The 12,140-nt window shown below is 56.9% G+C and carries 12 protein-coding genes; 9 read left to right on the top strand and 3 right to left on the bottom strand.

What is annotated here, in order from left to right:
• The first annotated feature begins 108 nt into the window (after nt 1-108).
• Nucleotides 109-816 carry a class II aldolase/adducin family protein gene (locus Q666_RS43285; RefSeq protein WP_023004089.1) on the top strand — a complete coding sequence of 236 codons (708 nt, stop codon included), beginning with the start codon at nt 109-111 and terminating at the stop codon, nt 814-816.
• A gap of 2 nt (nt 817-818) precedes the next feature.
• Nucleotides 819-1,712 (top strand): ROK family protein, encoded by an 894-nt coding sequence (locus Q666_RS43280; RefSeq protein WP_023004088.1) that lies wholly within the window; start codon nt 819-821, stop codon nt 1,710-1,712.
• Nucleotides 1,713-1,786: 74 nt separating this feature from the next.
• Here Q666_RS43280 and Q666_RS43275 read toward each other — a convergent pair whose 3' ends face one another.
• The gene (locus Q666_RS43275; protein WP_031270778.1) at nt 1,787-2,788 is read right to left on the bottom strand and encodes a DMT family transporter; all 1,002 of its coding nucleotides are present in this window, start codon (nt 2,786-2,788) and stop codon (nt 1,787-1,789) included.
• Between the two features lie 244 nt (nt 2,789-3,032).
• Here Q666_RS43275 and Q666_RS43270 point away from each other — a divergent pair, with 244 nt between their 5' ends.
• The gene (locus Q666_RS43270) at nt 3,033-3,611 is read left to right on the top strand and encodes a MarR family winged helix-turn-helix transcriptional regulator (RefSeq protein WP_023014493.1); all 579 of its coding nucleotides are present in this window, start codon (nt 3,033-3,035) and stop codon (nt 3,609-3,611) included.
• 150 nt (nt 3,612-3,761) lie between these two features.
• Nucleotides 3,762-4,526: an FKBP-type peptidyl-prolyl cis-trans isomerase gene (locus Q666_RS43265; RefSeq protein ID WP_023004085.1), complete on the top strand. Its 765-nt coding sequence runs from the start codon at nt 3,762-3,764 to the stop codon at nt 4,524-4,526.
• Nucleotides 4,527-4,593: 67 nt separating this feature from the next.
• Here the strand turns inward: Q666_RS43265 and sthA are convergent, their stop codons facing one another.
• Both sthA and Q666_RS65895 read right to left on the bottom strand, forming a co-directional pair.
• Complete coding sequence (gene sthA / locus Q666_RS43260) at nt 4,594-5,994, bottom strand: Si-specific NAD(P)(+) transhydrogenase (RefSeq protein WP_023004084.1); 1,401 nt, start codon at nt 5,992-5,994, stop codon at nt 4,594-4,596.
• 7 nt (nt 5,995-6,001) lie between these two features.
• Nucleotides 6,002-6,202: a hypothetical protein gene (locus Q666_RS65895; protein WP_152533308.1), complete on the bottom strand. Its 201-nt coding sequence runs from the start codon at nt 6,200-6,202 to the stop codon at nt 6,002-6,004.
• 205 nt (nt 6,203-6,407) lie between these two features.
• On the opposite strand from Q666_RS65895, the gene Q666_RS43250 reads away from it, so the two are divergent.
• From Q666_RS43250 to Q666_RS43230, 5 genes are all read left to right on the top strand, one after another.
• Nucleotides 6,408-7,259, top strand: a complete 852-nt coding sequence (locus Q666_RS43250; RefSeq protein ID WP_161633294.1) for a transporter substrate-binding domain-containing protein — start codon at nt 6,408-6,410, stop codon at nt 7,257-7,259.
• 234 nt (nt 7,260-7,493) lie between these two features.
• Complete coding sequence (locus Q666_RS43245; protein ID WP_023004081.1) at nt 7,494-9,680, top strand: anthranilate synthase component I; 2,187 nt, start codon at nt 7,494-7,496, stop codon at nt 9,678-9,680.
• A gap of 306 nt (nt 9,681-9,986) precedes the next feature.
• Complete coding sequence (locus Q666_RS43240) at nt 9,987-10,325, top strand: hypothetical protein (RefSeq protein WP_023004080.1); 339 nt, start codon at nt 9,987-9,989, stop codon at nt 10,323-10,325.
• A gap of 137 nt (nt 10,326-10,462) precedes the next feature.
• The gene (locus Q666_RS64770) at nt 10,463-10,987 is read left to right on the top strand and encodes a TerB family tellurite resistance protein (RefSeq protein WP_023004079.1); all 525 of its coding nucleotides are present in this window, start codon (nt 10,463-10,465) and stop codon (nt 10,985-10,987) included.
• A 217-nt stretch (nt 10,988-11,204) separates the two neighbouring features.
• The gene (locus Q666_RS43230) at nt 11,205-12,140 is read left to right on the top strand and encodes a hypothetical protein (protein WP_208994020.1); all 936 of its coding nucleotides are present in this window, start codon (nt 11,205-11,207) and stop codon (nt 12,138-12,140) included.

The raw sequence follows: 12,140 nt of genomic DNA, 5'->3' as shown, positions 1-12,140 counted from the left end.
ACCAATACCTTGAAAAGGCAACCGGATACCTGTCATGTAAGCGCCGCTTCCACGGTCGCGCAGCCAAACGTAACGCTCGCACCCGAACCAGAACCAAAGAGGCCCCGAATGCCCACCTTTCCAGGTGACACACCTGACCTGCGCCGTGCGATCATCGAGACAGCCCGCGCCTTGCCTCGTCTCGGACTGACCAAGGGCACGTCAGGAAATGTCAGTGCACGCACCGAATCCGGTTTTTTGGTGACGCCGTCGGGAACGCCTTACGAAAATCTGACTGAAGACAAGATTGTCGCGCTGGACTGGGAGGGCTGCTACCGCGGCGAGACACTACCGTCTTCCGAATGGCGGATGCATCTTGACTTCTATCTGGCGAAGCCGGATTGCGGCGCGGTGGTGCATTGCCATAGTCCTCGCGCGACCGCCCTGTCCTGTCACCGGCGCGGTATTCCTGCATTTCACTATATGGTGGCGCTTGCCGGTGGCGACCGTATCGAATGCGCCCATTACGCCACCTTCGGCACCCGCGGATTGTCCGAGGCAATGATTTCAGCACTTGGCGACAGAAACGCCTGCCTGCTTGCAAATCATGGGCAGATCGCCGGTGGAGCAACCTTGCAGAAGGCGCTGTCAACCGCGGAAGGCGTGGAAGATCTGGCAGACCAGTATCTATCAGCCCTGATCCTGGGTGAACCTGTGATACTGGATGCGGAGGAAATGACCGTAATCTTGAAAAAATTCAAAACCTACGGAAAACAAACAAGCGAACTTGAAGACGGCCAGACAGCTGCCTTCGAACTGCCAAGACGGATGGACTGAAAATGCGGCTGGGAATTGACTGGGGTGGAACCAAGATCGAAATCATCGCTCTTTCCAACGAGGGCGAGGAACTGTTCCGGCAACGGGTCGACACACCCAGGGACGACTATGAAGGTTGTCTGGAAGCAGTCCGTTTTCTGGTCGAGGCGGCCGAAAAGGCAACTGGACAGACGGGAACGCTCGGTCTTGGAATTCCCGGTTCGCTTTCCCCCAAGACAGGCCTGGTCAAGAACGCCAATTCCACCTGGATGAACGGCAAGCCCCTGGACCAGGACCTGCAGAGGGTCCTTGGCCGCCCGGTTCGTATCCAAAATGACGCAAACTGTCTCGCTGTTTCCGAAGCGACCGATGGCGCAGGTGCTGGAGCGCATATCGTTCACGCTATCATCATCGGCACAGGCAGCGGCTCGGGCATCGCCATCGACGCGAAAGCCCATCTTGGTGCCAACGGCATCGGTGGCGAATGGGGAGCGATCACCGTGCCCTGGCTAAAGCCGGAGGAGTATCCGGGTCCCGACAGCTGGATCGGCCACAAGGGCGCCATCGATCGCTGGTGTTCGGGAACGGGTTTTCAGCTTGACTACAAGGACAGGACCGGAACGCTGCTGAAAGGCCATGAGATCATGGCACTGAAACGTTCCGGCGACGTGGTGGCAACTGCCGTCTACGAGGCTTATGTCAGCCGTCTTGCCCGTGCGCTTGCAATGTCGGCTAATCTGCTCGATCCGGACGTATTCGTCCTGGGTGGCGGCATGTCGAATATCGACGAACTTTATGCCGACCTTCCCCCCGCGATGACGCCTTACATCTTCTCCGATACCTTCGAGACACCGATCCGCAAGGCTATGCACGGCGACAGCTCTGGTGTGCGGGGAGCTGCCTGGCTCTGGGGGTGAGAAATCACCTGGAAACCAAAAACGACAAACCGACCCCGCGAGTTGCGGGATCGGTTCTTAGGGGCATGGCAAGACTAGCCTGACTTTTTCGCTCCAGCGCCGCGCCCTTTGCTGACGAGCACAATCCCTGCCCCGACAGCTGCGACGGCCGCCAGTTTCGCCATGTTTGGCACTTCACCAAAGGCGAGATATCCAAGGCCAAGACCAATCACCGCGGCGACGGAGCCTATCTGGCTGAGATAGACAGGCCCGGCTGTGTGCTGAAGGCGAAAATACAGCCCGTACTGAAAAGCGAATATCGTTATTTGGGCTGCCAGCAGGCCAGTGGCCTCCAGTGACCAGGTGCCGGGCACAACGGGGATACCGGCCATGGCAGTAAATAGTCCGAGTGCCGCAAACCCGACCAGCATCATGCCGAGAGCAAGATTGACCGGCCTTGCGCCTGCTGGCCACTTCACCGTGCGAAAAATGTTTCCGGAAGCCAGGAATACAGGGATCGACAGAGCAAACATTGCCCACCAGGAGGCATCCACGGAAAGCTGACGTCCAGACGCCGCCAGCAAGATGCCACCAGCCAGACCGAACAGAACGCCAACCCCACGCAGAACCTGAAACTTCTCCAGGCGCAACAGAACAGCAAATCCATAAGTCAGAACCAGCGGAAAAGCGTAGCTCAGGGAAACAAACCCCGCCCCGACCTTTGGCGCAGCAACCACTGCGATCATGTTCGGGGCAATGAACAGGAGACCGCTGACCAGCAGGTAGAAGGCAAACTGGCCCCGGCTGACACCTGTGTCCCCTTTGGCGGCGATACTTCCTCCGGACGCAATCCTGCTAATAACGAACAAACCCGCAGCACCGCCAAGGATGGACCACTGCAACAGGGCCAAAGGATGCCACCCGGTCATGGGGGCGGCCTTCGCAATCACCGTGGATACGGCGAGAAAACCACCGACAATCAACAACAGCACCAACGGCTGATCCAAAGGACTTTCACGCCTCTCGCCTGAAAGAGAAGCTTGTTGCTGCAGGGAAGCCGTACTTGCGGATGTTCCTAATCTGGTCGTGTCCACCATGGGACTGTCCTTCCTCACAATTTGGCGCTGGCTTGATGCTGCACCGTTACCAGAACAGATAACGCATTTTATCTTGATTTCAAGATACTTAATTTCAAGATTCTTGACATCAGTTGACAGAACCACCCGAAACAGCGAGTATCGGAACAACAAAAACAGTCGATATGTCAGCTAGTTACGCAACCTCTTGTTCCCTTGTAAAAAAGTGCGTCATCTGACTGGAAATGATCTGGAGTTTCCGACCATGACCACCCGGTCAAGCGACACCAAGAAGCCATCGGATCACCTGTTCGGAGATCCGGAAGACCTGCTAATCGACCGTGCGGAGCGCGCGCGCAGGCAATGGCAAAGGGAAATACCCGAGATCGCGGAGCAGTTGTCGCCAATGGTTCTGCTTGGTCGATTGAACGAAGCATCTCAGGTGATGGGTCGCGACTATCTTGCCCCTGCCTACGCGGATATCGGACTGAAGACGGGTGAATTCGATGTTCTGGCGACCCTCGTGCGGTCAGGACCACCCTACAAGCTGACACCGACGGAATTGTACCGGACCACGATGATGAGCTCGGGCGGCATGACGGCCCGGGTCGATAAACTGGAGAAAGCAGGTCTGGTTGAACGCTGCCCGCATCCAGATGACAGGCGGGCACTCACCGTTTGCCTGACCCCAAAGGGACTGGACCTGATAAAGGGGCAAATGCCCGACTACATTGCAAAACAGCAGCAGGCGGTGAGCGGGTTAAGCGAAAAAGAACAACAGCAATTGTCAGACCTTCTGGAAAAGCTCATTCGCTCCGTCAACGATCCTCTTGGCAAGACCTGACTGGCGCATACGCTAGCCAGGCGCCTCTGGTCTGGAAACCACAAGCCACCCCGGCCTTGTGACTTACCGTCACTGTGATGGAAACCCGGATTGTTTTCCTGTCCCAGATGACCAATTCTTATCCGTAACAACACACCGGGACCACACATCATGCTCAAATGGGTTACGCGCATTCTCGCCATCATGCTTTTCGTCCTGCCGGCACAGGCACAGGAAGAGCTGCAGATCCGGGATATTGAAAAAGGTACCGGCGAAGAAGCAAACGTCGGTGAAACGGTGGTGGTGCACTACACCGGCTGGCTGATGGACGGAACGAAGTTCGACTCCAGCGTCGACCGAGGCACGCCATTTTCGTTCACGCTGGGAGAGCGGCGCGTTATTCCCGGTTGGGAAAAAGGCGTCGAGGGCATGCAGGTCGGCGGCAAGCGCGAGCTGATCATTCCGCCGGACATGGCTTACGGGTCGCAAGGCGCAGGCGGGATCATTCCGCCGGATGCAACATTGAAATTCGAAATCGAACTGCTTGAGGTCAAGGCGAAGAAATTCTCCGATATCGACAACGGCACCCTGAAGGCAAAGCTCGCCTCAGGCACCACGGTCATTGATATCCGGCGTCCTGACGAGTGGAAGCAAACCGGCGTCATTCCGGGCAGCCACCTGGTTACGTTCTTCAATAACAGTGGCCAGGTGAACCCTGCCTTCGGCAGCGAACTTCAGAAGTTGATTTCCGGCCCCTCGGACGAAGTGGTGTTAATCTGCCAGACAGGGCAACGAAGCCAGGCTCTGTCAGAATATCTCGCCGGACAGGCCGGCTTCACCAACGTGATCAACGTCGAAAAGGGAATTGCACACTGGATCGAAGATGGCGGCGAAGTCACTCAGGCAGCCTTGCCGGAGAATTGCTGGCTCTGCTGAGTTCGGATCGTCCGCCTTATTCCAGTTGATCTGGAAGAGCTCGTCAGACAATGACGCCACCGCTGGTTCAGTGATCCAGTGGCGGCATACGGTTCCAGGCATCGAGCGCGGCGATCTTGTAGGCCTCGGCCAGCGTCGGGTAATTGAAGGTGTTTTCGACGAAATACTCCAACGTACCACGCAGATTGAGAACGGCCTGACCGATGTGAACCAGTTCGGTCGCCCCTTCGCCCACAATATGACATCCTAGAAGCCGGCGGGTCTTGAGCGAGAAGATCATCTTCAGCATGCCGGTATCGAGGCCCATGATGTGGCCGCGTGACGTTTCGCGGAAACGGGCAACGCCGCACTCGTAGGGAATGCCGCGTTCCTTGATCTCCTCCTCGGTCATGCCGACGGTCGAAATTTCCGGAACCGCATAGATGCCGTAGGGAAAATACTCTGGCGGATCGTAGGCCTTTTCTCCCAATGCCTGGCAGGCTGCAATGCGCCCCTGCTCCATGGATGTCGAGGCAAGGCTCGGAAAACCGATGACATCTCCAGCCGCATAGATATGCGGTACGTCGGTCTGAAAAGTCATCGGATCGACCTTCAGACGACCACGGTGGTCCACTTCCAGGCCGCAGCTTTGCAGGTTCAGGTTCGGGGTCGCGCCCATGCGCCCTGCCGCAAACAGGATGACGTTGGACCGGACACTACGGCCGCCTTCCAGCGTGATTTCACATTCTGCGGGACCGTGTTTTTCGATCTTCTGGACTTTTGCCCCGAAGCGCAGCGCAATTCCGCGGTCTCGGAGCTGATGCGTGAAATCGGCAACGAGCTCCTTGTCCAGGAAGTCGAGCATCGTTTCACGCGGCTCGATCAGCGTCACGTGTACATCGAGCGCGGAAAATATCGAGGCATATTCGACACCGATAACACCTGCGCCGATGACAGCGACCGACCGGGGCAATTCGCCAAGCTCGAGGATCTCGTCGCTATCGAGAACATACTCGCCATCAAAGGGAACATAGTCGGGGCGGAAGGGCTTGGTGCCGACGGCGATGATGAACTTGTCCGAGGTGATGAAATGAACTTCCCCGGCATCGCCCTCCACTTCGATCTTGTGCGGCTCGATGAACCTTGCCTCGCCCCGGATCGTATCGACCTTGTTTCGGGCAAACTGGTGCTCCAGAACCTCGACCTCGTGATTGAGGGTGATGTGCAACCGCGCACGAAGGTCCGCAGCCGTCAGGTCTTCCTTCACCCGGTAGGAGCGGCCGTAGAAGCCCCGTTCGCGCCATCCGGTCAGGTTGAGCACGGTCTCACGCAAAGTCTTGGAAGGAATGGTCCCGGTGTGCACCGAAACGCCGCCGACCCGCCGTCCGCGTTCCACCACCAGAACATTGTATCCGAATTTTGCCGCCTGAATCGCCGCCCGGCGCCCGGCCGGTCCGCTGCCGATCACAACCAGATCGTAGTGTTCCATGTGCCCCTCACTGCCAGTTTTCTGTCAGCCACTCGGCCTCCGTTCGTGCGGAGGCACCTTGTTGAAAATCGCTGCACTGCAAAAACAGCATCTTGGCGGAAGGGTCAAGAAGGCAAGCAGAAAATGAAGGTTTTCCGTGAGCTTTGGTGGAGAAGCCGGTCCTGACCAGAACTTGTATCCAGGTTGCAAGACAAACACGGTCGGTCATCTATATACTCGCCATCGATGAGATTCTCGGTCTCTGCCGAGCCATTTCTCTCACATTTCATGCGACCTTTCAGGAAGCTGAAGTTCGAGAGCGAAACGAAAATATGAAGGACCTTCACGACAGCCAGGCGTGAACGGGTTTCCCAACACTGAAAGGGTCGACCACCGAAATGGGATCATCGCCTTCCCAGACGGCGTGCCGGGCAATGGCATTGCTTGAATGTATTACAGTCAGGCTGCCGCATGCGTTGGTTCTATTCAGTGCGATGCTGCTGTCGCCGATCGATAACGCGAAGGCGGAACAATCCGGCCAATGCCCGATGCATGAAGAGATCGTTCTTGCAGCGGAAGATGCCTTTTTTCCCTATTCAGGCCTTCATGAGGGAGAGCTACGCGGATTTGCAGTGGATCTAGTAACCGCCGCCTTGAGCGCAAAACACTGCGACGTCACGCTTCACGTCATGCCGTACAACAGGTGCATACGTGAGGTCGCGCAGGGCAGACAGCTTGGCTGCTTCGACACCACCGGCTCGGATGAAAACAAGCGCAATTTCATTTTTCACCAGACACCGCTCTTTTTCGGAAAGATCCTGGTCTACAGCCATCCGGACAACACGGCGAAATTTCATCCCGATTTCCTGAAAGACAAGACCTTCTCCGTGGTCAGAGGGTACACCTACACCGACGCCTTCGATGCCGACGAGACGATCTCGAAGGTTGAAGTGGATTCCGATCTGCAGACACTTGCGCTGGTAGCGAAGAGGCGAACCGACTACGCCGTCGCTTACGAAAAGGTTGCCGACTTTCACATCAACAACAGTCAGGATCTCATTTCCCCAGCCCCCAAGGCTGTCCACGAACTCGCAAGGTTCGGTCTCTTCGTGTCGTTTTCCAAATTGACGCCCGAGCGCTCAAGCGCGGTAGCAGCCCTTCTCGATGAGGGACTGCACGCCATACAGGAGAATGGGACTTATAATGATATCGATGCAGCCTGGGACGAATGGCTGAAGCACGGTCTGAAGGATGGGCGCCCCGCGCCGCACTGGAAAAGCCGGTAAAACGTCAGGTAGTCTTTTTTCATTGCCATCCAGAAGCGTATAATCTATCCCTCTTGCCATGAACATGAACCTGAAAGCAGCTTGGTGGTGGCGTCGCGCGAAATAGGCGGCCAGCGATCAGTCATGCTCTGAAGGGATCGAGTATCAAACCAAAGGCCGCCGCGGGACACCGCTGGCGGCCTTGGTTCTTTATAAGGCCGTCACAAAGGCAGCCACCAGAACGGGACCAGAGACATGCCGGTGCTGGCAGACCAGACCTATGAAACCGATTGCGGGATCACCATCCTGCGCACATCGCGCCCTTCCGACTACGAAACCGGAACGTCGGAATGGATCGACCGGCTGGATGCCGAAATGGGGGCGGTCCTTTCCTCCTCCTATGAATATCCCGGACGGTATACTCGCTGGGACATGGCGCTGGTGAACCCGCCCCTGGTGATGGAAGCAACGGACAGAAACGTCGAGATCCGTGCTCTGAACGACCGCGGCGGCCTGCTGCTGCCGGCAATTGCCGAAGTGTTTAAAAAACATGACGATGTGGACACGTTCAATGCCGACACCGGCAAGATCCAGCTAACGGTCAAGCGGCCCAACCGGTTGTTCAACGAGGAAGAACGCTCACGCCAGCCGTCTACCTTTTCGATCATCCGTGCCCTGAAGGACATGTTCGCCTGTGGCGATGACCAGCTCGGGCTCTACGGCGCCTTCGGCTATGACGTTGCCTTTCAGTTCGAGCCCATCGAACAGAAGCTCGACCGACCGGACGACCAGCGCGACGTCGTCCTGTTTCTGCCGGATGAGATCCTGATCGTCGATCACCACGGCAAACGCGCCTACGTGCTGGAATATGACTTTGTTGTCGGTGGCCGTACCACCAAGGGCATGGAACGGACGGGAGCCAAGCAGCAATATACGCCGGCGAACCGTGACCCGGGCCGCGGCGATCATGAACCTGGCGAATATGCAAAGCTTGTCGAGAAGGCCAAGGACTACTTCCGCAGGGGCGATCTGTTCGAGACCGTGCCCGGCCAGACCTTCTACGAGCCCTGCGCCAATCCACCGTCCGCCGTTTCGCGGCGCCTCGCCCAGATCAACCCTTCCCCCTATTCATTCTTCTTCAATCTCGGCAATCAGGAATATCTCGTCGGCGCTTCGCCGGAGATGTACGTCCGGGTCACCGGTGGTCGCCGGGTGGAAACCTGCCCGATTTCCGGAACGATCCGGCGCGGCAAGAACGCCATTGAAGACGAAGCCCAAATCCGCAAGCTGCTGAACTCTGCCAAGGACGAAGCGGAACTGACCATGTGCTCCGATGTCGACCGCAACGACAAGAGCCGCGTCTGCGTTCCCGGCTCCGTTCGGGTGATCGGGCGGCGGCAGATCGAGATGTACTCCCGCCTGATCCATACGGTGGACCACATAGAAGGCATCCTGCGTGAAGACATGGATGCGCTCGATGCTTTCCTCTCCCATACCTGGGCGGTAACCGTGACAGGCGCGCCCAAACGCTGGGCCATGCAGTTTATCGAAGACCATGAAAAGTCCCCACGCGCCTGGTATGGCGGCGCAATTGGTGCCGTGCTCTTCAATGGAGACATGAACACCGGCCTGACGTTGCGCACCGTGCGCATCAAGGATGGCACAGCCCAGATCCGTGCCGGCGCGACCCTGCTGTACGACAGTGTTCCGGAAGACGAGGAAGCCGAAACCGAACTGAAGGCGGAAGCCATGCGGGCAGCCGTTCGCGAGGCCGGTCTTGCCGTCAACGCGCAGGAAAAGCGCGAGGACCGGAAACCCGGCAAAGGTATGAAGATTCTGCTGGTCGATCACGAAGACAGTTTCGTGCACACGCTTGCCAACTATTTCCGCCAGACCGGCGCAGATGTCGTTACCTATCGAACCCCGGTGGCAGACCACGTTTTTCACGACGTCAATCCGGATCTGGTGGTCCTGTCTCCCGGCCCAGGCAATCCCAAGGACTTCGACTGTGCCGCCACCATCGGCCGGGCTCGCGCGCGCGCCTTGCCCATCTTCGGTGTCTGCCTCGGGCTGCAGGCGCTCTCCGAATACTTCGGGGCGGAACTGGGCCAGCTTGACGTACCGATGCACGGCAAGCCATCGCCGATTTCCGTTTCCGGAAACTCGTTGCTGTTTGAAGGCCTCAACGCCCCGGTGGTCGTCGGCCGCTACCACTCGCTTTACGCCAAACGGGAAACGGTGCCGGCAGATATCCGCGTGACTGCGGAAACCGACGACGGGATCGTGATGGCGATAGAACATGAGAAAGAAGCGATCGCGGCGGTGCAATTCCATCCGGAGTCGATCATGTCTCTGGATCAGGATGCCGGCCACAAGATTATAGAAAACGTGGTTACACGCCTTGTTGCGTCAAAAGACCAACAGGTGGCAGCAGCTTCCTGATTTGCGAGCGCCAGGGCAATGTCAGCCCTCTCCAAACGTTGAAATCCCGAACGGCGCCGTTGATGGCGCCGTTTCACTTTTTCCATTCAACGTCTTGTTTCTCAATACCGTTTACCCACGCGCGCGAAAAGTGCCTGCCCATTTCGTTCCTGAAATTTGATGTTCCTCATCTGAAAATTTCGTGACTGAAAAATCAGGAACGATACCGGGTGTCATTGCATTTTCTCCCCGACCGCCTCAACGGCACGGACCTCAAGTCAGGTCTCAGTCAGTTGCAGGTGTCTCACGAAGCAAAGGAGAAAACCAATGCTTACCCTTAAGAAGACAATCGTTCCGCTCATGAGCGCATTCATCGCCTCCACGGCAATGGTCAGCTTCGCACAGGCGGAAGACCCTTGCGGCAGCGACGGAAGTGGCGACAAGCCAATCGTTGCATGTCCTGAAGCAAACGCAGCAGCTGCGGCTGACGCACCGGTTGATGCCCCCAAAGCAATGGTGGGCGATCTTGACGGTGACGAACCGTTGACCGCCGAACAGCAGGTTGAAGGCCGTGTTGAAAACCACGCTTCAACCAAAATGGACCTGGACGGCAATCAGGCAACCAACCAGCCGCTCATGGACAAGACCGACGGCAACGATTCCTGATTGAGCCGTCGAAAAACAGTCGCGCCGAACCGGCGCGGCTTTTTTTCTTTCAACTCCCGGCACCCTCGTGATTTTTGTCACGATTTTTCCCGCAACCTGAGGTAAAGCTGACGCAGTTTTTTTGAAGGAGATTTTCCTTGCATATTCTGCTTGCAGCTCTTGGCATTTTAGCCGCTGGCGCTTTTTGGATCTATCGAGTTCGCAGGGTCGCCGACAACACCAGGGTGGTGCTTGATGCTGCTCAAGACATCAAGGCAGCCGCGCGGCGTTTCGGGTTCAGGACACGAGCAAACCAGCACCCGGCGGAAGGTGTCGATGACCCTCGTGTTTCGGCTGCAGCTCTCCTGGTCCTCGTCGCCGAAACCGATGGCGGCATTTCCAGAGCCGAACAGGATATGATCCTGGAACAGCTTCAGTCGGTGTTTGCAATGCCTGCCGGTGAAGTGGAGGAACTGTTCCAGTTTGCCAAATGGCTCGCCAACCAGAGCAGCAATCCGGACGACATGATCCGGCGCCTCATCAAACGTACGGTAAATCTTGGCGGCCGCGACACTCTGCCAGATTTGATCCGCATGGTCAGTGCGGTGGGAAAGGCCGACACCGGAACCCTTACAGACGACACCCAACAAGTGATCGAGCGTCTCAAACAACTGAATGCCTGAGATCTAATTTTACGTTACGTAACATTAGTATCGAAAGATAAGTTCTGCATCTTCGTTTCGCATGTTTCAGCATGCTTTGAAGACTGCTTTGCCAAAAGAAAGTTGATTAACAGATTACAACAGAGTTCTATAGATATACGCAGTCTGGTTTATTCAGCCTTCACTGTTGAAAAGTATAAATACCAAATCCTGTCAAAACAGGTTTCAGGGAGACATGATGGCCGTAAGCGTACCAGAGGCAAGGACACGCCGGGTTCGGTCGTGGGGTGACGCATGCCGCTGCCTCGTGGCGGCAGCCATTGTGATGTTTCCCTTTTATGGTCAACCTTCCGCAGCCGAAGATGGCGCGTCGTTGAAGAACCACATCCTCGGTCTTGGGACCTGCCCTCCCTGGAACCCGCAATCGGTCGAAATCTGCCGTTACAGCGTGGACAAGGTGATGTCCTCACTGGCCCCAAGGCTCGACGCCGGGCCCGACCGACAACACTTGCTTGTCAACGAGGGCGCCAGTGCTGCGGCACTCAAACTCAAGGCAACCGAACTTGCCAACAAGCTGGGACCTGAAGACCGGCTGGTGATCTATGCCAACTTGCCACTTGGTGTTGTCGAGCAAACCGGTACCGCTGACCAAACCAACTATGCGCTGGAGCTCTGGGCCAGCGCCAAGCCCGAGACAACGCTTCAGGCGATCAGCGACGGAACCTGGATGTCTGCTTCCGCATTTGCGGCACTGATCCACGCCATTCCTGCTGGCGAAGTCATTTTGATACTCGACACCAACAATCCTCAGGCGTTCGACCTTGGCCTTCTTGAACATCATGCGGTCGATAACAAGAACAGGCCGGAAGCGTTGGTCATTTCCTCAGGTCCAGGCCAGTCAGCCAATTATTCCGCAGACCGTACGATATCGCTGTTCGGAAAGCATCTCGCTGTCGCGTTGCACGCTGGCGAAGGCACCCTGCAAGACATCGTGACGACGGCTGTCAACGGCACCCGGCAGGCGGCCATTCCCATCTGCGCGGAACTCAAGGAAAAGCGCGGCGAGACAACCGAACCGCAGCCCGACTGCACCCAGGTGCCGGAAATACACGATCCCGATGCCCTGCTGAACAGGACCGTGCTTCTGCCACTGTCGGAATCCAACGTGAACTGA

This window comes from Labrenzia sp. C1B70 (assembly GCF_000475395.1).
GTDB classification, from domain to species: Bacteria; Pseudomonadota; Alphaproteobacteria; order Rhizobiales; family Stappiaceae; genus Roseibium; species Roseibium algicola.
This window is presented reverse-complemented; position numbering and strand designations above follow the sequence as displayed.